Origin of the sequence: Streptomyces albofaciens JCM 4342, assembly GCF_008634025.1 — a bacterium.
Taxonomy (GTDB): domain Bacteria; phylum Actinomycetota; class Actinomycetes; order Streptomycetales; family Streptomycetaceae; genus Streptomyces; species Streptomyces albofaciens.
This window is the reverse complement of record NZ_PDCM01000001.1, coordinates 1,981,841-2,001,327: the sequence shown is the minus strand read 5'-3', so window position 1 is coordinate 2,001,327 and position 19,487 is coordinate 1,981,841. Positions and strand designations below refer to the sequence as shown.

Sequence of the window (19,487 nt, the reverse complement as noted above, 5' to 3'; positions counted from 1 at the left end):
CGTCTCGATCGCACGCCGGTGTGTAATCGATTTCGTGTGGGCATACGTAATCGATTACACGGCAGTGGCGTCAAGACGTGGCAACAGTGGCCTGCGTCACAAGGGGTGGTGGTGACGGGCGGGATTCCGGCCCCGTACGGCCGAGGGCCGCACCCCCCACGCAGGGATGCGGCCCACGATGCGGCATGCCGCGTCAGGCGACGGTCAGCTTGACGTCGATGTTGCCGCGGGTGGCGTTCGAGTACGGGCAGACCTGGTGGGCCTTTTCGACCAGGTCCTTGGCGGTGGCCGCGTCCACGTTCGGGATGGAGGCGGCGATCTCGACGGTGAGGCCGAAGCCGCCGGACGGGGTCTTGCCGATGCCGACCTTGGCGGTCACCCGGGAGCCGGAGACATCCGCCTTCTCCTGGCGGGCGACGACGCTCAGCGCGCCCTGGAAGCAGGCGCTGTAGCCGGCCGCGAAGAGCTGCTCGGGGTTGGTGCCGGCGCCGCTGCCACCCTGCTCCTTGGGCGGGTTGACGACGACGTCCAGCTTGCCGTCGTCGCTGGCGACGCGGCCGTCCCGGCCGTTCTCGGCGGTGGCGACGGCGGTGTAGACGACGTCTACGGGCTGGATGGACATGAGGATCCTCCTGTGGTTCGCCGCGACTCGCGCCCACGATCGCGACGGCTTGGTGTGAGCCTAGTGGCCCGGCCGGGCCGGGCGGCTGCCCGGATCAGTCCGTGAGACCGGGCCGATCCGTGAGACCGGGCCGATCCGTGAGACCGGGCCGCTCCGCGCGAGCGGACCGGCCCCGCGGGCGGGTCAGTCCGTGAGGTCGACGATCATCTTGCCGGTGTTGTCGCCGCGCAGCAGGCCGAGGAACGCCTCGACGCCGTTCTCGACGCCGCGGACCTTGGTCTCGCGGTACTTCAGCTCGCCCGAGCGCACCCAGGCCGAGACCTCCTGCACGAACTGCTCCTGGAGGTGGCTGTGGTCGGCGACGAGCATGCCCTGGATGCGCAGCCGCTTGCCGATCACCAGCGCGAGGTTGCGCGGCGCGGGGGTCGGCTCGGTGGCGTTGTACTGCGAGATCATGCCGCAGACGGCGACGCGGCCGTGGGTGTTCAGCGAGTCGATGGCGGCCTCCAGGTGGTCGCCGCCGACGTTGTCGAAGTAGACGTCGATGCCGTCCGGGGCCGCCTTGCGGAGCTGGTCCTTGACGGACTCGTCCGACTTGTAGTTGAAGGCGGCGTCGAAGCCGTACTCCTTCGTGAGCAGCTCGACCTTGTCGTCGGAGCCGGCGCTGCCGATGACGCGCGCGGCGCCCTTGAGCTTGGCGATCTGGCCGACCTCGCTGCCCACCGCGCCGGCCGCGCCGGACACGAAGACGGTGTCGCCCTCCTTGAAGGAGGCGACCTCCAGCAGGCCCGCGTAGGCCGTCAGGCCCGGCATGCCGAGCACGCCCAGGTAGGCGGAGAGGGGGGCCAGGGAGCCGTCCACCTTGGCGGTCTTCCCGGCGTCCACGACGGCGTACTCGCGCCAGCCCTTGAAGTGCAGGACGTGGTCGCCGACCGCGAAGCCCTCGGCGTTCGACGCGATGACCTCGCCGACCGCGCCGCCTTCCATCGGCTGGTCGAGCTGGAAGGGCGGGGTGTAGGACTTCACGTCGTTCATACGGCCGCGCATGTACGGATCGACGGAGAAGTACAGGTTGCGGACGAGGAGTTGACCTTCGCCGGGCTCGGTGACCGCGGCCTCGCGCAGCGCGAAGTCCTCCGGCTTCGGCCAGCCGTGCGGGCGGGCGACCAGGTGCCATTCGCGGCCGGACGTGGGCAGTGCGGACATGGGCTGCTCCTCCTAAATGCTTCAGGTCCTGAAACAACCATGCTCCTATATATTTCAGGTTGTCAAGCAATTCGGTATCCTGGTGTCATGACTCCTCGCGCAGACCCCCTGACCGTCGAGGTCGTCGAGCTGATCGGCACCGTCGTGGCCCGCTATCACGAGGAGTACGAGCACGCGGCGGCCCAGCACCACCTCACCGGCGCCCAGGCGCGGGTCCTGCGCCTGCTGGCCCACGAGCCGATGCCGATGCGGCGGATAGCGGCGAGCCTGAAGTGCGAGCCGTCGAACGTGACCGGCATCGTGGACCGCCTGGAGTCCCGGGGCCTGGTCGAGCGCCGCCCGGACCCGGCCGACCGCCGGGTCAAGCTGGCCGCCGCCACCGAGGCGGGCCGCGTGACGGCCCAGCAGCTGCGCGACTCCCTGGACTTCGCGCGCGAACCGCTCGGCGAGCTGTCCGTCGCGGAGCGCGCGCTGCTCAAGGAGCTGCTCCAGCGGATGCTGGGCATCACCCCGGAATAGGCCTGCCGGCCGGGGCCGCACCGGGGGCGCGGACCGGAGGCTTCCGCCGGTTGGTTTCGGCCCGGCCGGGGCGGCATGGCGTATTCCGCCCGGCCGAAAGTTCCGGATCGAACTATCGTGGCGCCATGACTGTCCAAGATGCGACTTCCCCGAACGCCACCCGTCACACGGTCGACTTCTACTTCGACCCCCTCTGCCCGTTCGCCTGGATCACCTCCCGCTGGATCCTGGAGGTGGAGCGCCACCGCGACCTGGACCTGCGCTTCCGCGTGATGAGCCTGTCCGTCCTCAACGAGGGCCGCGAGGACCTGCCCGAGCAGTACCGGGAACTGCTCGCCAAGGGCTGGGGTCCGGTACGGGTCTGCATCGCCGCCGCCCAGGCGCACGGCGAGCCCGTACTGCGCGACCTTTACACCGCGCTCGGCACGCGTCTGCACAACGAAGGGCGCGACGATTACGAGGCCGTCATCAAGGAGGCGCTCGCCGAGGCGGGGCTGCCCGATGAGCTGGCCGGTGCCGCGGACAGCACGGAATACGACGACGCGCTGCGCAAGAGCCACCACGAAGGCATGGACCCGGTCGGCGAGGAGGTCGGCACGCCCACCATCCACATCGACGGCGTCGCCTTCTTCGGCCCGGTGCTGACGGCGATCCCGCGCGGCGAGGAAGCGGCGCGGATCTTCGACGGCGCCCGCCTGCTCGCCGGTTACGACAAGTTCTTCGAGCTGAAGCGGACCCGCACCGGGGACCTGGACTTCAGCTGACCCGGAGCCGGTTGTCGGTGGCGGGACCTACCGTGGCGGCATGAACGCCTCGACGTACGACCGCCACTGCACCCAAATCGTCGCGCAGACCGAGCTGTTGCGCTCCCTCGTCAGGAAGGCGCACCACCTCAGGACCCCGGTGCCCTCCTGTCCCGGCTGGAACCTCGGTCAGCTGCTGCGGCATCTGGGCGGCGCGCACCGCTGGGCCGAGGAGGTGGTGCGCACGGGCGCGGCCGGGCCCCCGCCCGACGCCCGCTTCCGCGACCTGTCGCCGTATGCGGACGAGGACCCGGCGCTGCTCGACGGCTGGCTGGGCGAGGGGGCCGCCCTGCTGGCGGAGACGCTGCGGGCCGCGGGACCCGGCGCGGAGGGCTGGGTCCCGCTCCCCCGGCTGGCCCCGGCCGCCGCCTTCTACGCCCGCCGGATGGCCGGCGAGACGGTGATCCACCGCGCCGACGCCTTCCTGGCCTGCGGCGCGGAGTTCACCCTCGACGAGCGGGTCGCCGCCGACTGCTTCGCCGAGTGGCTGGAGCTGGGCTCGCAGCCGGAGATGTTGACCCGCCGCCCGGAGATGCGCGAGCTGCTGGGCCCCGGCCGGACGCTGCGCTTCCGGGCCACCGGCACGGCACCGGAGACGACCACCGACTGGCTGGTGGACCTGACCGGCGAGGCGGTCACCTGGCGCCACGCTCCGCGGGAGGAGGCCGCCGTGACGGTGCGCGGCCCGCTGACCGACCTGCTGCTGGTCGTCTACCGCAGGCTGCCCGCCGACCGCCCCGGCATCGGGATATCCGGTGACCGGCGGCTGCTGGACTTCTGGCTGGAGCGGGTCAGCTTCGGGTGACCGGGGCGGTCTCGGCGGCCGACGAGACCGCCCCCTCCGGGACGTCCGCCGTGCCCTGCTCCGCCCCGTCCTTTCCCGTCGCCGCCTGTATCCGTACGCCCTTGAGCAGCACCACCGCCAGCAGCGCCCCCAGCACCATCACGCACGCCGCACCGACCAACGCCGCGTGCAGCCCGTGGACAAACGCCGCGCGGGCCGCCGACAGCAGCATCTCCCCTGCCCGGCCCGGCAGTTCCCCCGCGACTGCCGCCGCTCCGGCCAGGGTTTCCCGTACGGTGTCCGCCGCGCCCGCGGGCAGTCCGTCCGGCACGGCTCCGTCGATTTCGCCTCGGTAGACGGTATTGCCGAGGGTGCCCAGCAGCGCCAGCCCCAGCGCGCCGCCCAGTTCCGAGCCGGATTCCAGGAGGGCGGAGGCCGAGCCCGCGCGCTGCGGCGGTGCGACGCCCAGGGCCAGTTCGGTGCCGAGCGACATCACCATCACCATGCCCGCCCCGTAGATGCTGGCCCCCAGCAGCACAAACCACAGGGGTGTGTCCACCTCTGTCCAGGACACCCACAAGAACCCCCCGGCGGCTGCCAGGAATCCGCCGGCGATGACGAACGCCCGGTCCATGCGCTGCGCGAGTGCCGCGGCGGCCGGGGCCATGCCGCCCACCGCGAGGGTCGGCACCATGTTCCACAGCGCCGCCTCCAGCGGGCTCGCGCCCCGTACGGTCTGGAGGTACTGGGTGACGAAGACCGCGCTGCCCACCAACGCGAACATCGACAGCACGTTCATCAGGACGGAGACCGAATAGCCGCGGTGCCGGAGGAGTTCCAGGTCCAGCATGGGGTGCCGGGCGGTGCGCTGCCGGTACACGAAAGCGGCGGCGGCCACCAGCCCGGCCGCCAGGGCCACTACGGACAGTGCCGAGAACCCGTTCCGGGCCAGTTCCTTGACGCCGTAGACGATCGGCAGCATCGCGGTCAGCGAGAGCAGCGCGCCCGCCAGGTCGAAGCGGCCCGCCGCCGGATTCTTGAACTCCGGCAGGAGCAGCGGTCCGGCCACGAGCAGCAGCACCATCGCCGGTGTGTTGATCAGGATCACCGATCCCCACCAGAAGTGCTCCAGCAGCAGGCCGCCGAGCACCGGGCCGACCGCGACGCCGCCCATCATGGCGCCGGACCAGATCGCGATGGCCCGGCCCCGCTGCTTGGCGTCGTGGAAGAGGTTGCGCACCAGGGCGAGCGTGGACGGCATGAGGGTGGCGCCGCCGATGCCGAGCACCGCTCGGGCGGCGATGAGCATGCCGGCGCTCTGCGCGTACGCGGCAAGTACCGAGGCGATGCCGAAGAGGACGGCGCCGCAGAGCAGGAGTTTGCGGCGGCCGATGCGGTCGCCGAGCGCGCCCATCGTGATCAGGAGTCCGGCGAGCACGAAGCCGTAGACGTCGAGGATCCACAGTTGCTGCAGACCGCTGGGCGCCAGTTCCTCGGTGAGGAACGGCACGGCGAAGTAGAGGACCGAGACGTCCATCGAGACGAGCAGGCAGGGCAGCACGAGCACCACGAGCGCGGTCCACTCGCGCCGCCCGGCACGGGACGGTGGTGTGTACGGAGTAAACGCCATGACGGAAAAGGTAGGCAGTGCGCGCTTACACCGCCAACCCCATGGCGCAGTTGGGCGGTAGACATGCATCACACTAGTGCACTTGGGAGGTGCACCTCCGCGTCAGGGCGGTACCGTTGTCCGCACAGACCCCTGGTGCACTAGTACGGAGGATGCCGCCATGGACCGTCCGACCTCCCCTTCGCCCCCGCCCCCGTACCGCCGGATCGTCGCGGAGATCCGGCGCCGGATCGACCGTGGGGAGCTGGCCGAGGGCGACCGCGTGCCCTCGACGCGGCGGATCACCCAGGAGTGGGGCGTGGCGATGGCGACCGCCACCAAGGTGCTGACGACGCTGCGTCAGGAGGGGCTGGTACGGGCCGTGCCGGGCGTGGGGACGGTGGTCGCCGCGACCGGAGTACGCACGGACGGCGGGCCCGCGCCCCGGACACGCGCCGTCCCCGGCTCCGGCGGCGGCCGCCGGAACCCCCCGGCCGCTCAGGGCCGACCCGCCGCCCAGCCCCCCGGCCTGAACCGCGCCCGCATCATCCGGGCCGGCATCCGGATCGCCGACGCCGAGGGGCTGCGCGCGCTGTCGATGCGCCGTATCGCGGCCGAGTTCGGCGTGTCCTCGATGGCGCTCTACCGCCATGTGGCGAACAAGGACGAGCTGGTCCTGCTGATGGCCGACGCCACCTTCGCGGAGATCGAACTGCCCGAACCGGCGCCCCGGCACTGGCGCGCGCGGATGGAGGCCGGGGCCCGTCTCCAGTGGAAGCTGTACCAGCGGCATCCGTGGGTGGCCCAGTATCTGTCGCTCATCCGCCCGCAGCCGATGCCGCACGCGATGGTCGTCATCGAGTGGACCATGGCCGCGGTGACGCGGCTCGACCCGCTGGCCAAGCTCCGGCTGGCCCTGACGCTGGTCAACCACGTACGCGGCACGGCGGTCGCCCTGGAGGAGGACCTGGAGGCCGAGCAGCGGACCGGCATGGACGTGGAGCAGTGGATGGAGTCGCTGGGGCCGGAGTACGAGCGGATCATCAGGTCCGGTTCGTTCCCCATGTACGAGGGGATCAACGACATGGACGACGCGGAGATGCTGCGGCTCGACGAGCTGTTCGAGTTCGGTATGGCCCGGCTGCTGGACGGCTACGAGATGTTCATCGAGGGCAGGAAGAGCGGCCCGGCACGCTGAGTTCGCCGCGCAGCCGCCGGGCCCGCAGCACCAGTTCCAGTTCGAAGCGGCGGTCCGGGTCGTCCACCTCGTCGCCCCACAATTCCCGTATCTGACGCAGCCGGTAGCGCACGGTCTGCGGGTGGACGCCGAGCCGGGCGGCCACCTCTGGCGCGCCGCCGCGCGTCTCCAGCCAGGCGAGCAGGGTCTCGGCCAGCCGGCGCCCGTGAGTCGGGCCGCAGTGCGCCAGGGGTTCCAGCCGCCGCCGGGTCAGGTCCTCGATCAGTTCTTCCGGCGGCAGCAGGACCAGCGCCTCGGTGTGCTCGGTGCAGTGCAGCAGCTGTCCGGCGGGCAGCAGGCCGCGTTCCATCAGTTCGACGGCGGCGCTCGCCCAGCGCAGGGACTTGGCCGCGTCGGCCAGAGGTACGGCCGGGCCGAGCGCGCCCGACCATCCGGCCGTAGCGCGCTGGAGCAGTTCCCGGCGTCCGGCGGCGTCCGGTTCCGGTACGACCATGCGGGGCCGCTCACACTCCATGTCCAGGAGGACGTCCGCACCGACGGCGGGGGCGACGGACTCGCGGGCCGGGCGCAGCAGTACGGCCACCGCGACCCGTTCGGGCAGCGCCCAGCCGATCCGGGCGGCGCGGTCGGTGAGCGCGGGCGCCGTGTGCGCGCGGGCCCCGGTGGCGAACAGCTGCTCCATGAGCCGCCGTTGGTGCCGCAGCCGTTCGCCCGCCTGGCGGGCCGCCGCCTCGGCGAAGCCGCGTACGGATTCGGCCACCAGCCCGTCCAGGTACTCGAAGCCGGATTCGGCCAGTTCGTACATGGCGGGGGCCGGGATCGCCACCTGCTGGCCGATCTCGGCCAGCCGCCGCCAGGCCAGCCGTACGCCCAGCCGGTAGATCGCCTGGAGGGCGTCCAGGCTGCGCCCCTGGATGCCCGCGCCGCGGCCGAACTCCTGGAAGATGCGCGGGTGGACGTGCGGCAGGTCCAGGCCGGCGGACATGTGCCGGACGAAGTGCTCCAGCGACTGGCGGATGCCGGTCAGGGCGCGCGGCTCGCCGTACTCGTCCACGGCGAGCGGCAGTTGCGGGTATTCACGGCGGATCTCGGCCAGAATCCGCTGGGCGAGCGCCGGGACCTCGTCGAGGACGCGGGCGGCGAACTCCCGTACCTGCGCCGGGGGTACGTCGCGCCACGCCGAGCGGACGGTCTCCACCACGCCTGCGTCCTCCCCTACGGCGTCCGGCCGAAGCTCACCAGGGGCACGTTCGGCTGCTCCGGCGTGGTGTCGAGGGCGGCGACGATGCCGAGGGCGGCGCCCACGGCGAGAGCGGCGGCGGCCAGCGAGGTCAGTACGGCGGCGAGCAGTCTGTGCATGGCGCGGCGGGCCCCTTCGTGGCAGGTACGTCGAGGTGGCGCGGCGCACCGGTCCGGCCCGTCCGCGGACGGCCGCGGTGCCTGCCGAGTGTGTGGGGGCATTGACGGCGTGTCAAGCGGTCGCCTACGGTTCCCGCCCGTTCACCCGGACCACCGCCCCGCCGCACGCGCACTGCCCCCGCCGCCCTCAGGAGTGCTCGTATGCGTAAGACCGCCTCGCCCTTTTCCCTGGTCCTGCTGGGACTCGGCGTCTTCCTCCTGGTGCTCGCGCCGATGCTCGCCTGGTACGTGGCACCGCGCGCCCAGCGCACCCCGGTGGACGTCGACACGACCACCGTCTTCACCGGCACCGGCAGCTACTTCGACGCCGAATCGCTGCGCACCAGGAGCAAACAGAAGATCACCATCACCCGGCACGTGCTGGGCGATGTGGCGGAGAGCGAGCGCAGCGGGCGGGCCGTGTGGGACGTGTCCACGACCGTGGACACGCCGGTGACGCTGGCGCTGAAGGACCCGCGCAGGGCGTTCCAGTGGACGGTGGAGCGCTGGGTGACCGACCGGCGCACCAACGCCCCGGTGCACTGCTGCGAGGAGGCGCCGACCCGCTTCGAGGGGGAGGCGTACCTGAAGTTCCCCTTCGACGTGCAGCGCCGGACGTACCGCTGGTGGGACAACACGCTGGGCGCCGCGGTCCCGCTCCGCTTCGCGGGCACCAGCCGGGTGCAGGGGTACGAGGGCTACCGCTTCACCGGGACCGTCGAGCCCACCAGGACGGGCAGCCGGCAGGTGCCGGGGCGGCTGGTGGGGCGGCCCGCGCAGGGCCAGGTCCAGGCCGAGGAGTGGTACGCGAACAGCCGTATCGAGCTGGTCGTCGACCGGCGTACCGGCCGCATCATCAACGCGTCCATCTCCCCGCACAAGACACTGCGGGCCCCCGGCGCGCGGACCGACGCGGTGACCCTGCTGCGCGCCGACGGTCTGGAGTTCACCCCCGCGACCCAGCGGGCACAGGTGGCGCTGGCGGACGCGGACAGCACCAAGCTGGCGCGGGTCGGCGAGACGGCGCCGGTCGTGGCGGCGGTGGCGGGCGGCGGATTGACGCTCTTCGGCGTGGTGCTCGTGGTGCGCGGGAGGCGGCGGTTCAGCTGATCCTGCGCGAAGTGATGAGGCGTCAGCTCGAAGAGGAGCGGAAATTGTCACGCCGGTGAGTAGCCGCATCGAACAGGGCGGCGAAAACTATCCAGCTCACCCACCGATGTCCCCACGACACGACGCTGTTCCCCGGCCGGCAGGCCCGCACGGCTCAGTACGCAGTACGTCCCCCCACACCATTGGTACCGCACCCTGAGACGAGTTGGAGCGCACATGCCCCAGCACGTACGACCGTCCTCGTCCGCCGCACCGCTCGCACATCCCGCACCAGGACACCCCGTACCGCCCGTACCACCGGCATCCCCCGCTGCCGAGGCACCACCCGCCCGATCAGCACACCAGCCCCCCGTACTCCCCCGGCGCATCGTCTTCCTCGCCCGCCGCGACCTCGGCAACCCCGCCGCCGGCGGCTCCGAACTGCTCGTGGACCGCATCGCCGAGGGCCTGACCGCGCACGGCCACGAGGTCACCCTGCTGTGCGGCGGCCCGGTGGCCGAGCACGGCTACCGGGTGGTCTCCGCGGGCGGCGACGCCGGGCACTACCTGCGCGTCCGCCGCCGGCTCGCCCGCCGCGTCGGCCCCTGCGACCTGCTGGTCGAGGTCTGCAACGGCATGCCGTACCTGGCCCCCCTCTGGCACCGCGGCCCGACGCTGTGCCTGGTCAACCACGTCCACACGGACCTGTGGGGCCTGCGCTACCCGGCGCCCGCCGCCCGGCTCGGCCGCCGCCTGGAGCACTGGGCGCTGGCCGGCGCCCACCGCGGCAACCTCATGGTCGCGGTGTCCGGCTCGACCGCCGCCGCGCTGCGCGGGCTCGGCGTGGCGCGGGACCGTATCCGGCTGGTGCACAACGGCGTGGCCGAGCCGGGGCCGCTGCTCCCCGAGTCGCCCGAGCCGCTGTTCCTGGCCATGGGGCGGCTGGTCGAGTACAAGCGCGTCGATCTGCTGCTGCGCCTGTGGGAGCGGGTGCGGCCGGTCACCGGCGGCCGGCTGGTGATCGTCGGGGACGGGCCGGAGCGCACCCGGCTGGAGGCGACGGCCGGGCCCGGCGTGCACTTCACCGGCCGGATCAGCGAGCAGGACAAGCACGAACTGCTGTGCCGCGCCTGGCTGTTGCTGCACCCGTCGCTGGTCGAGGGCTGGGGCCTGGTGGTCATGGAGGCCGCCGCCCGGCACACCCCGACCGTCGGCTTCGACATCCCCGGCCTGCGCGACTCGGTGGACGACGGGACGACCGGGCTGCTGGCCCGCGGCGAGAGCTCCTTCGCCGCGCACTGGTGCACGCTGGCGCTCAGCGGCCCGCGCCGGCACGCCCTGGGCGCCGCCGCCGCGCGCCGGGCCGCCCGGTTCCGCTGGAGCGCCACGGTGCGCAGCTTCCGCGCGGTGGCGGCCGAGTCGTACGACCGGGCCCACCTCGACCTCCCCGCCGGGCGGTGATGCTGAGGTGCGGGACCCTTCCCTGCGCAGATCACTCACCCTCTTCCGCGCCTTCCTGCGCGAACAGCACGATCCCGAGCACTGCTACGGCCTGCTCGCGCGCGACGCCGCCGACCAGATCGAACGGTACGAGCCGCTGAAGGGGCGCGTCGTCGCGGACATCGGCGGCGGCAGCGGGCACTTCACCGAGGAGTTCCGGCGGCGCGGCGCGCTCGGCTACCTCTTCGAGCCCGACCCGCGCGAGCTGACCGCCCGCGGCCGGACGCCGCCGGGCGCCGTGCTCGCCGACGGCTATCTCCTCCCGCTGGCCGACGGCGCCGCCGATGTGTGCTTCGCGTCCAACGTCCTGGAGCACGTGGCGGATCCGCGGACCTTCCTGAGCGAGCTGGTGCGGGTCACCAGGCCGGGTGGCCTGATCTACCTCTCGTTCACCAACTGGCTCTCCCCGTGGGGTGGACACGAGACCGCGCCCTGGCATTACCTGGGCGCCGGGCGGGCCCGCACGCTCTATCGGTGGCGCACCGGCCGGACCGCGAAGCACACCCTGGGCGAGAACCTCTTCGCCCTGCACATCGGCCCGACCCTGCGGCACCTCCGCTCCCGCGACGACGTACGGATCGTGACGGCCCGCTCCCGGTACGCGCCGTTCTTCGCCGAAACGATCCCGCGCCTGCCGGTCGTCCGTGAAGTGGCCACCTGGAACCTCCTCCTCATCCTGCGGCGGTTGCCATGACCCAGACGCTCGTGTCCAGCTCACCGGGTTCACCGGACGCCGGGGGCACCCCGGCGGCCGCGCCGGGCGCGCCACCGCCCGAGCGGCCCCGGTCCCGGCGCTGGCTGCCGGCGTTCTGGGCCCTGGCCTTCGTGCTCTTCCTGGTGCCCTCCTTCGGGAAGATGACCTTCGAGACCAAACTGGGCGTGACCACCGACCCCTGGAAGTTCCTGGGCGACCTGGGACAGCTGTGGCACGACCGGGCGGGCTTCGGCGGCATCACGGACCAGTACGTCGGCTACGCCTTCCCGTCCCTCCCCTACTACGCCCTCGCCGACCTGGTGCACCTGCCGGTGTGGATCGCCGAGCGGCTGTGGATGTCGCTGATCGTCACCACCGCCTTCTGGGGCGCGCTGCGGCTGGCCGAGCGGCTGCGCGTCGGGTCCCCGCCCACCCGGCTGCTCGCCGCCGCCGCGTACGCGCTGTGGCCGGTCTTCACCATGCTCATCGGCTCCACGTCCGCCGCCGCCCTGCCCGGCGCGCTGCTGCCGTGGGTGCTGCTGCCGCTCACCGACCACCGCGCCCCGGCCCGCCTGGCCGCCACCCGCTCCGCGCTGCTCATCCCGTTCATGGGCGGCGTCAACGCGGCCTCGACACTGGCCTCGCTGCTGCCCGTCCTGCTGTACGTGCTCTCGCGCACCGGGCCCCGGCGCAGGTCACTGCTGGTGTGGTGGGTTCCCGGCGTCATCCTGGCGACCGCGTGGTGGTCGGTGCCGCTGCTGCTGCTCGGCGTGTACGGCGAGAACTTCATGCCGTACATCGAGCAGGCGACCACCACGACCGGCACCATGTCGGCGACCGAACTGCTGCGCGGCGCCGGCAACTGGGTCGGCTACCTGAACTTCGGCGAACCGTGGCTGCCCGCCGGCTGGACCCTGGTGGCCGGGGCCGGCGCGGTCCTCGGGACGGCGCTGGCCGCCGCGCTGGGCCTGGCCGGACTGGCCCGCCGGGACGTGCCGGAGCGGCGCTGGCTGCTGCTGACCGTGCTGGTGGTGGCCGGTATCTGCCTGGCCGGGTACGCCGGTTCGCTGGGCGGTCCGTTCCACGGGCTGTGGCAGGACTGGCTGGACGGCTGGCTGCGGCCGTTCCGCAACATCTACAAGTTCCAGCCCGGCCTGGCCCTGGCCCTGGCCTTCGGCCTCGCCCACATCCTCGGCGTGGCCGCCGAGCGGCGCGGCACCCGGCGCGTACCGGGACGGCGGTACGTGCCCCTGGTCCTCGCGTTGTCGACGCTCCCTGCCCTGGCCCTCCCGTACCTCAACGGCACCGTCCTCCAACCGGGCGCCTTCAAGAAGCTGCCGTCTGCCTGGGAACGCACCGCCGACTGGCTCAAGAAGCACACCCCCGACAACCGCGCCCTCGTCGTCCCCGCCACCGCGCACGGCATCTACACCTGGGGCTCCCCCATCGACCACCCCCTGGACGTGCTGGCGGAATCCCGCTGGGCGCAGCGGGACTTCGTGCCGTTCGGCACGCCGGGCGTGCGGCGCGCCATGGACGCCGTCGAACAGGCCCTGATGTCCGGCTCGGAGGTGCCGGGGCTGCGCGACTTCCTGGGCCGGGCGGGGCTGTACGACGTGGTGGTACGCAATGACCTGGACCCCGACCAGATCGGCTACGTGCCGACGCAGACCGTCAAACGCACCCTGGAGGCGTCCGGTTACCGGAAGGTGGCCGCGTTCGGGCCGCTGACCACGGACGGGAAGATCGCCCCCGGCACGCCGGTGCAGATCCAGGGCCTGTACCCGCGCCAGCGCGCCGTGGAGATCTACGAACCGGTGGACACCCCGCGGCCCGGCCCGGTCACCGCGCTGCCGGTCGCCGACACGGCGCAGGTCAGCGGGGGGCCGGAGGCGCTGCTCCCGCTGTCCGCCGACCCCGCGCTGCGGCACCGCCCGGCCGTGCTGACCGGCGACAACCACCCGGGCGTCGGCACCCCGCCGCTCCAGCTGACCGGCGACGGGCTGCGCCGTGCCGACACCCGGTTCGGCCTGGTCAACTCCAACACGTCCTACACATATACGCCCGGCGAGCGAAATCACCCGGACAGCCTCCAGGACCCCGGGCGCGAACCCCGGCAGATCCTGCCGACCGAGGGCATCGCGCACCAGACCACCGGGGTGCTGCGCGGCGCCGCCTCCGTCACCGCCTCCAGCAGCGGCAACTGGCTCTTCCACCTGCCGCAGTACGATCCGGTGCACGCCTTCGACGGCGATCCGAAAACCGGCTGGGCGGAAGGCAGCGCGGGCGATCCGGTGGGCCAGTGGCTGCGCGTCGGCTTCACCCGGCCCACGTACATACCGTCCACGATCTCGCTGACGCCGCTGCCCGGCGACGGGATGCGCGCGGCGCCGACCTCCGTACGCGTCCAGACCGACCGGGGCAGTGTGGCCACCCCGCTGCTGACCAACGGCCAAAGGCAGCGGATCTGGGCCCCGCGCGGCACCGCGAAGTGGCTGAAGATCACCATCACCGCGGCGCAGACACCGCGCGCCGGAGTGTCCGGCGCGGGCTTCTCCGAGGTGTCGATCCCGGGCGTGCAGGTCACCCGGCTGCTGCGGCTCCCGGCGGACGCCGAGAAGTCCACCTCACCGGCCGCGACGTACTCGCTGCACCGCGGCAGCGACCCCGGCGGCCTGTCGCCGGTCTCCGCCGAGGTGGGGCTGCACCGGCAGTTCCGTACCGGTACGGACGGGGCGTACCGGGTCTCCGGCCGGGCGGTGGCCGTACCCGGGCCGGAACTCGACCAGCTGCTGGACCGGGCGGCGCCCGGGAAGCGGAACCGGATCACCGTCACCGCCGACTCCACGGCCTTCGGCTCCGGCCCCCAGGTGAGCCCCCGCAACCTGGTGGACGGCGATCTGACCACCGCCTGGATCGCGGGCGACAAAGCGACCCTGCACCTGCGCTGGTCCGGCAAGCGCAGCATCGACCGGATCGTGCTGGCCGCGGCGGGCGGCGTCTCCACCCGGCCCGAGGAGATCCTCGTCAACTCGCCCGACGGCGCGGCGACCGCCGGGGTGGACGAGAACGGCTGGGCCCGCTTCGACCCCATCACCACCGACCGCCTCGACATCACCATCAGCAAGGTCAAGGAGCTCACCCTCCACAACCCGGTGGTGGGCGAGGCCCTGCAACTGCCCGTCGGCCTGAGCGAGGTCCACGTCCCCGCCCTGGACGACCTGCGGACGCCGCCGCCCTCCGCGGGCGACCGGTTCTCGCTCGCCTGCGGACAGGGCCCGCCGCTCGCCGTGGACGGCACGCTGCACGCCACCAAGGCTTCCGGTTACGTACGTGATCTGACCGAACGCCGACCGGTCAAGGTCGAACTGTGCGCGGGCGAGGCACGCGACGGGCGGCTGGACCTGCCGTCCGGACAGCACCGGGTGGAGGCCGGCGACCAGGGCCCGCTGGCGCTGACGGACGTCACCCTCAGCCGGGGCAGCGCCCCCGCGCCCGCCACCGAGCGGCGGAGCGTGACCGCGCGCGACTGGGCGGGCGACCGCCGCACGGTCCAGGTGGGCACGGGCGGGGCCGCGTACCTCCAGACGTACGAGAACGCCAACGCCGGCTGGCGCGCGACGCTCAACGGGCGCGAACTGTCCCCCGTGCGCCTCGACGGGTGGCAGCAGGGGTTCCTGATCCCGGCGGGCGAGAGCGGCATGGTGCGGCTGACGTACGCACCGTCCACCGCGTACGACCTGGGGCTGTTCGGTGGCGCGCTCGGCATCGCGCTGCTCATCGGCTCGGCCCTGGTACGCCGGACACGGCGCACCCCGCCGGAGCCGCAGGCGCCGCCCGCGCCGTCCTGGGTGCTGGGGGCCGTCGCCCTCACGGTGGTCGTGGCCCTCGCCGCCGGGCCGTACGCGGTGATCGTTCCGCTGCTGGCCCTGGTGGCCCGGTTCCGGCACGGGCTGCTCGTACCGCTCGCGCTTTTGGCGATGCTCGGAGCCGGGATCACGGCGGCCCTCGGCGCGGGCGGGTCCCCCGCCGCCGGTGACGGTCCGTTCAGCGCGACTGCTCAGGCGCTGGCCCTGCTGGGGCTGGCGGCGGCGGTGGTGACGGTGCCGGCCGGGAAGGCGCGGCGCGGGGCGCATGCGGGGGCCGGGCCGGGGCCGGAGGAGGAACCGGCGCCGGCTACGGCACCGGCGGGCTCGGGCGCGGAGTCGCCGGGGCCGGAGCCGGAAATAGGGGCCCGAGGGGGAGGAGCGGGCGTGCGGAAGCGGAGGCCGCCCCTGCCGCCGTTGCCGCGCCGACGGCGGCGTACCGCGCCACCGGATGCCGCGCGGCCGGATGCCGCGCCACCGGACGGGGCACCGCCGGACGCCGCGCGGCCGGACGCCGCACGCCCGGACGCCACACCACCGGATACCGCACGCCCGGACGCCACACCACCGGATACCGCACGCCCGGACGCCACACCACCGGATACCGCACGCCCGGACGCCACACCACCGGATACCGCACGCCCGGACGCCACACCACCGGATACCGCACGCCCGGACGCCACGCCACCGGACCCGTCAGATCCTTCGGACCGAACCGGGGAGGGACCCACCCGATGACCGCACTCCAGCCGGCCCGGCGGGAACCGGCCGGGAACGGGCCCTCCGGGGCGGCGGACCGGCCCGTACGGCGCGTCCCGTTCCCGGTGGTGGACGAGATCACCCGGCACTGCCTCACGGCCGACGAACCGGAAACCGTGCACATCGAGGTGCACCTGCCCGGGAAGCCGGATCCCGGCCGGCTGCGGGCCGCGTTCCGCGAAGCGCTGTGCCGGCACCCCCGCATCCTGATGCGCCAGGCCCCGCACCGGTGGTGGCGGCGGCGGTACGAGTGGGAGCTGACCGGCGTGCCGGACGGGGACCCGGTCGTCTTCCCGCCGCCCGGGCCGGACGCGCTCGACCTGGCCAGGGGGCGGGCGTTGACCGACCTGCCGCCGCTGGACGCGTCGCCGCCGGTACGGCTGGAGGTCATCGAGCAGGAGGCGGAGGAGGGCGGCGGCGGTGGCGACGGCGGTGGGGGAACCGTTCTGCTCATCACCATCAACCACACCGCCCTGGACGGCCCGGCCTGCCTGCGCGTACTGGCCACCGCCGCCCAGCTCTACGGCGGCGCCGACAACTCCCCGGCGCCGGCCCCCGTACGCGCGGCCGGGACCGCCGCGGCCGACGGGCCGCAGGACACATCGCCACCGCTCGGCGGCCACCGGCCCACCCGGCCCGTACGGATCGCCGGCGACCGCGGGCCCCGTGCGGGCGGCCGGGGCGGCGGCGCCCGGCACGCCACCGGCAACGGCATGCTGATCACCGAACTGCCCGTCCCGGCCCGCCCGCCCCGAACCGACGGCGTCGCCGCCTACACCGTCAACGACCAGCTGCTGGTCGCCACCTGCCTGATGGTGGCCCGCTGGAACCGCCTGCACGGGCGGCCGAGCGCGCCGGTCGTGGTCACCATGCCGGTGGACGACCGCCCGCGCGGCACGGACATGCCCATCGGCAACGGCACCCGGCTGGTCTCGGTCGGCTTCGGGCCGGAGGAGCGGCAGGACGCCGGGCTGCTCACGGCCGAGCCGCCCGACCCGGCGGCGGTCGCCCGGCTGCTGCGGCGCACCGCCGCCCGCACCCGCTCCCTGAAATCCGCCCCGGGCTCGCAACTCGGCCTCGGAGCATCCCTGTTGACCGCTCCGGTGCTGCCGGTCGGGCTGCGCGGGGCGCTGACGCGGGCGCTGCGCACGGCCGCCGCGCCCCTGGCCTCCACCACGCTGCTCTCCAACATCGGCCGCATCCCCTACCCCCTCGACTTCGGCGACGCGGGGCGGCCCACCGCCGTGTGGTTCTCGGCCCCGGCCCGGATGCCGCGCGGGCTGACCGTCACCACCGTCTCCGTCGGCGGGCGCATCCAGCTCGCGCTGCGCTGGTCGCACGCCCTGCTGGACGACGCGGCCGGTGCCCGCCTGGGCGCCCTCTTCGCCCGGTCGCTGGCAGCCACGTCGTGGTCGCCGGAGGCCGGGGGAGGCGCGCCGTGACCCGGCGGCCGGCCGTCGCCCCGGAGGACCGCACCGCACCGGCCCGACCGGACGCGCTGCGGGAGTTCTACGAGGACCCCGCCGTGCCCGTCGCGTCCGGTACCGAGCGCGCCCGGCGCCAGGCGCTGATGCTGGCCCGCGCCCTGGGGCCGGTACGCCCCGGCGCGCCGCCGGCCACCGTCCTGGACATCGGCTGCGGCGACGGGAGTGCCGCCGCCACCGCGTCCGCCGTGCTGCCCGGCCACCGCGTCGTCGGCGTCGACTGGTCGCAGGACGCGCTGCGCCGCGCGGCGGCCCGGATCCCGTACGCCGTACGCGGTGAACTGGGCGACGGCGGACTGCCGTTCGCGGACGGCGCCGCCGACGCCGTGCTCTTCAGCGAGGTCATCGAGCATCTCGTCGACCCCGACGCGGCCCTGGACGAACTGCGGCGGGTGCTGCGCCCCGGCGGTCACCTGATGCTCTCCACCCCCAATCTCGCCGCCTGGTACAACCGCGGGCTGCTGCTCGCGGGGATCCAGCCCGTCTTCTCGGAGGTGAGCATGCGAGGCATCCACGGCCGGCCCGGCACCCAGGTCGTCGGCCATCTGCGCCTCTACACCGCCCGCGCGCTGCGCGGCTTCCTGACGGCGTGCGGCTTCGAGGCCGTACGGATCGCGGGCGCGCCGTACCACGACGTGCCGCGTCCGCTGCGGCCCCTGGACCGCGCCGCCTGCCACCTGCCGTCACTGGCCTCCATCCTGCTCGTCCATGCCCGCCGGAGAAGGGAGTAGGGCGGTGCTGTGGTGGGGCGTGGCGTCCGCGCTGCTCGCCAACGTCCTGTACAGCACCGGCTTCGTGCTGGAGAAGCGCGCCCTGTCCGGGCTGCCCGCGCTCAGCACCCGGCAGCCCGCCCGGCTGGTCCGCCACCTGCTGAGCAGTCCACTGTGGCTCGGCGGCTCGCTGGCCCTCGCCGCCGGCTTCGCCGCCCAGCTCGCGGTCTACCGCACCCTCCCCATCGCCGCCGCGCAGGGCATCTTCGTCTCCGGGCTGGTCCTGCTGCTCCTCCTGTCCTCCGTCTTCCTCGGCGAGCGCACCAGCGGCCGGGAGCGGCGCGGCATCCTGGCCATCCTGCTCGCGCTCGGCATGGTCGTCGCATCCCTCCAGGGCAACGGTGCGAGCACGGTCACCCGCACCGCCCCCGCCGGCACCCTGCTGGCCATCGCGCTGCCGTCGCTGGCCGCGGGGCTGTGGCTGTACGGGTCCGCCGAGCGGCGCGCCAAGCGCCGCCACCGGCAGCCGTCCTCGGGCGTCCCCTACGGCGTGGCCGTCGGCCTGCTCTACGGCGTCAGCTCGCTCGCCGTCAAAGGCGTCTCCGGACTGCTGGACGCGCGCGACCCGGCGGGCACCGTCCGCGCCCTGTTCACCTCCCCGTATCCCTATCTGCTGCTCTTCACCGGCGCGGTCGGCCTGGTGCTGTCGCAGACCGCGCTCCAGCGCTGCCGTGCCTCCTTGATCGTCCCCGTGTGCACCACCGTCACCTGTGTCTTCACCGCCGCCTGCGGCACGGTCGCCTTCGGCGAGCCGCTGCCCGCCGACCCCCTGCGCCTCGCGCTGCGCCTGGGCGGCACCGCGATGGCCGTACTCGTCCTGCTCACCCTGCCCCGCCAGGACACCGACGCCTCGGCACCGGGCCCGGAACGAGCGCCGGAGCCGGAGCCCGCCGCCCCCGCCCAAGGAGCCGACCCGTGAAGCCCGACGACCCGCTGCTGAAGATCCTCGTCTGTCCGATCGACAAGGGGCCGCTGTCCCTGCTCCTGCCGGAGGACGTGCTCTACAACCCCCGTCTGCGCCGCCGTTACCCGATCATCGGCACCATCCCCCAGCTCCTCCCCTCCTCCGGTGAACAGGTCACCGAAACCGAACACCAAGCCATCCTGCGCCGCCTGCCCCCGGACGAGCGGCCGTCCGACGAGCCGTGACGAGCCGTGACGAGTCCTGAGAAGCCCCGTCCGCACG

Annotated in this window: 17 protein-coding genes; 12 read left to right on the top strand and 5 right to left on the bottom strand. The window is 73.6% G+C overall.

Annotated elements, in window-relative coordinates; all coding sequences use genetic code 11:
• Window positions 1-193 precede the first annotated feature (193 nt).
• Both CP973_RS09025 and CP973_RS09020 read right to left on the bottom strand, forming a co-directional pair.
• Complete coding sequence (locus CP973_RS09025) at window positions 194-622, bottom strand: organic hydroperoxide resistance protein (RefSeq protein WP_030597537.1); 429 nt, start codon at window positions 620-622, stop codon at window positions 194-196.
• 183 nt (window positions 623-805) lie between these two features.
• Complete coding sequence (locus CP973_RS09020) at window positions 806-1,828, bottom strand: NADP-dependent oxidoreductase (RefSeq protein ID WP_150239119.1); 1,023 nt, start codon at window positions 1,826-1,828, stop codon at window positions 806-808.
• Between the two features lie 87 nt (window positions 1,829-1,915).
• Here CP973_RS09020 and CP973_RS09015 point away from each other — a divergent pair, with 87 nt between their 5' ends.
• The 3 genes from CP973_RS09015 to CP973_RS09005 all read left to right on the top strand — a co-directional run bounded on the left by CP973_RS09015 (window position 1,916) and on the right by CP973_RS09005 (window position 3,955).
• Window positions 1,916-2,347 carry a MarR family winged helix-turn-helix transcriptional regulator gene (locus CP973_RS09015; RefSeq protein ID WP_150239117.1) on the top strand — a complete coding sequence of 144 codons (432 nt, stop codon included), beginning with the start codon at window positions 1,916-1,918 and terminating at the stop codon, window positions 2,345-2,347.
• A 125-nt stretch (window positions 2,348-2,472) separates the two neighbouring features.
• Window positions 2,473-3,111, top strand: a complete 639-nt coding sequence (locus CP973_RS09010; protein ID WP_150239115.1) for a mycothiol-dependent nitroreductase Rv2466c family protein — start codon at window positions 2,473-2,475, stop codon at window positions 3,109-3,111.
• A 40-nt stretch (window positions 3,112-3,151) separates the two neighbouring features.
• Window positions 3,152-3,955: a maleylpyruvate isomerase family mycothiol-dependent enzyme gene (locus CP973_RS09005; RefSeq protein ID WP_150239113.1), complete on the top strand. Its 804-nt coding sequence runs from the start codon at window positions 3,152-3,154 to the stop codon at window positions 3,953-3,955.
• Here CP973_RS09005 and CP973_RS09000 read toward each other — a convergent pair.
• Window positions 3,942-5,564, bottom strand: coding sequence for an MFS transporter (locus CP973_RS09000; protein WP_244409342.1), 1,623 nt, complete (start codon window positions 5,562-5,564; stop codon window positions 3,942-3,944). The two genes, CP973_RS09005 and CP973_RS09000, sit on opposite strands and share 14 nt — an antisense overlap.
• A gap of 160 nt (window positions 5,565-5,724) precedes the next feature.
• Between CP973_RS09000 and CP973_RS08995 the strand changes: the two genes are divergently transcribed.
• Window positions 5,725-6,741: a GntR family transcriptional regulator gene (locus CP973_RS08995; RefSeq protein WP_150239111.1), complete on the top strand. Its 1,017-nt coding sequence runs from the start codon at window positions 5,725-5,727 to the stop codon at window positions 6,739-6,741.
• On the opposite strand, the gene CP973_RS08990 is transcribed toward CP973_RS08995, so the two are convergent.
• Together CP973_RS08990 and CP973_RS39925 are read right to left on the bottom strand one after the other, a co-directional pair.
• On the bottom strand, window positions 6,707-7,942 hold the full coding sequence (locus CP973_RS08990) for a PucR family transcriptional regulator (RefSeq protein ID WP_150239109.1): 1,236 nt from the start codon (window positions 7,940-7,942) through the stop codon (window positions 6,707-6,709). The genes CP973_RS08995 and CP973_RS08990 overlap by 35 nt on opposite strands.
• Window positions 7,943-7,956: 14 nt before the next feature.
• Window positions 7,957-8,100: a hypothetical protein gene (locus CP973_RS39925; protein WP_167538297.1), complete on the bottom strand. Its 144-nt coding sequence runs from the start codon at window positions 8,098-8,100 to the stop codon at window positions 7,957-7,959.
• Between the two features lie 201 nt (window positions 8,101-8,301).
• Between CP973_RS39925 and pgfA the strand changes: the two genes are divergently transcribed.
• The 8 genes from pgfA to CP973_RS08950 all read left to right on the top strand — a co-directional run bounded on the left by pgfA (window position 8,302) and on the right by CP973_RS08950 (window position 19,450).
• Window positions 8,302-9,249, top strand: a complete 948-nt coding sequence (pgfA, locus tag CP973_RS08985) for a cell envelope lipid trafficking protein PgfA (protein ID WP_150239108.1) — start codon at window positions 8,302-8,304, stop codon at window positions 9,247-9,249.
• Between the two features lie 216 nt (window positions 9,250-9,465).
• Window positions 9,466-10,689 carry a glycosyltransferase family 4 protein gene (locus CP973_RS08980; RefSeq protein ID WP_150239107.1) on the top strand — a complete coding sequence of 408 codons (1,224 nt, stop codon included), beginning with the start codon at window positions 9,466-9,468 and terminating at the stop codon, window positions 10,687-10,689.
• A gap of 7 nt (window positions 10,690-10,696) precedes the next feature.
• Window positions 10,697-11,422: a class I SAM-dependent methyltransferase gene (locus CP973_RS08975; RefSeq protein WP_150239105.1), complete on the top strand. Its 726-nt coding sequence runs from the start codon at window positions 10,697-10,699 to the stop codon at window positions 11,420-11,422.
• Window positions 11,419-16,026 carry an alpha-(1->3)-arabinofuranosyltransferase domain-containing protein gene (locus tag CP973_RS08970; protein ID WP_150239103.1) on the top strand — a complete coding sequence of 1,536 codons (4,608 nt, stop codon included), beginning with the start codon at window positions 11,419-11,421 and terminating at the stop codon, window positions 16,024-16,026. The genes CP973_RS08975 and CP973_RS08970 overlap by 4 nt, the downstream gene beginning before the upstream one ends.
• Window positions 16,023-17,489, top strand: a complete 1,467-nt coding sequence (locus tag CP973_RS08965) for a condensation protein (protein WP_150239101.1) — start codon at window positions 16,023-16,025, stop codon at window positions 17,487-17,489. The genes CP973_RS08970 and CP973_RS08965 overlap by 4 nt, the downstream gene beginning before the upstream one ends.
• A complete protein-coding gene (locus CP973_RS08960; RefSeq protein ID WP_150239099.1) occupies window positions 17,486-18,262 on the top strand; it encodes a class I SAM-dependent methyltransferase in 777 nt (258 codons plus the stop codon). Before CP973_RS08965 ends, CP973_RS08960 begins: the two co-directional genes overlap by 4 nt.
• On the top strand, window positions 18,240-19,220 hold the full coding sequence (locus CP973_RS08955) for a DMT family transporter (RefSeq protein ID WP_244409341.1): 981 nt from the start codon (window positions 18,240-18,242) through the stop codon (window positions 19,218-19,220). The genes CP973_RS08960 and CP973_RS08955 overlap by 23 nt, the downstream gene beginning before the upstream one ends.
• On the top strand, window positions 19,217-19,450 hold the full coding sequence (locus tag CP973_RS08950) for a Trm112 family protein (protein WP_150239097.1): 234 nt from the start codon (window positions 19,217-19,219) through the stop codon (window positions 19,448-19,450). The genes CP973_RS08955 and CP973_RS08950 overlap by 4 nt, the downstream gene beginning before the upstream one ends.
• The last annotated feature ends 37 nt before the right edge of the window (window positions 19,451-19,487 follow it).

What these genes read in the sequence shown, in the direction of transcription:
- CP973_RS08970 (WP_150239103.1), top strand. Translation starts at nt 11,419, where the DNA reads ATGACCCAGACGCTCGTGTCCAGCTCACCGGGTTCACCGGACGCCGGG.
- CP973_RS08980 (WP_150239107.1), top strand. Translation starts at nt 9,466, where the DNA reads ATGCCCCAGCACGTACGACCGTCCTCGTCCGCCGCACCGCTCGCACAT.
- CP973_RS09020 (WP_150239119.1), bottom strand. Translation starts at nt 1,828, where the DNA reads ATGTCCGCACTGCCCACGTCCGGCCGCGAATGGCACCTGGTCGCCCGC.
- CP973_RS08955 (WP_244409341.1), top strand. Translation starts at nt 18,240, where the DNA reads ATGCCCGCCGGAGAAGGGAGTAGGGCGGTGCTGTGGTGGGGCGTGGCG.
- CP973_RS39925 (WP_167538297.1), bottom strand. Translation starts at nt 8,100, where the DNA reads ATGCACAGACTGCTCGCCGCCGTACTGACCTCGCTGGCCGCCGCCGCT.
- CP973_RS08995 (WP_150239111.1), top strand. Translation starts at nt 5,725, where the DNA reads ATGGACCGTCCGACCTCCCCTTCGCCCCCGCCCCCGTACCGCCGGATC.
- CP973_RS09015 (WP_150239117.1), top strand. Translation starts at nt 1,916, where the DNA reads ATGACTCCTCGCGCAGACCCCCTGACCGTCGAGGTCGTCGAGCTGATC.
- CP973_RS09025 (WP_030597537.1), bottom strand. Translation starts at nt 622, where the DNA reads ATGTCCATCCAGCCCGTAGACGTCGTCTACACCGCCGTCGCCACCGCC.
- CP973_RS09000 (WP_244409342.1), bottom strand. Translation starts at nt 5,564, where the DNA reads ATGGCGTTTACTCCGTACACACCACCGTCCCGTGCCGGGCGGCGCGAG.
- CP973_RS09005 (WP_150239113.1), top strand. Translation starts at nt 3,152, where the DNA reads ATGAACGCCTCGACGTACGACCGCCACTGCACCCAAATCGTCGCGCAG.
- pgfA (WP_150239108.1), top strand. Translation starts at nt 8,302, where the DNA reads ATGCGTAAGACCGCCTCGCCCTTTTCCCTGGTCCTGCTGGGACTCGGC.
- CP973_RS08965 (WP_150239101.1), top strand. Translation starts at nt 16,023, where the DNA reads ATGACCGCACTCCAGCCGGCCCGGCGGGAACCGGCCGGGAACGGGCCC.
- CP973_RS09010 (WP_150239115.1), top strand. Translation starts at nt 2,473, where the DNA reads ATGACTGTCCAAGATGCGACTTCCCCGAACGCCACCCGTCACACGGTC.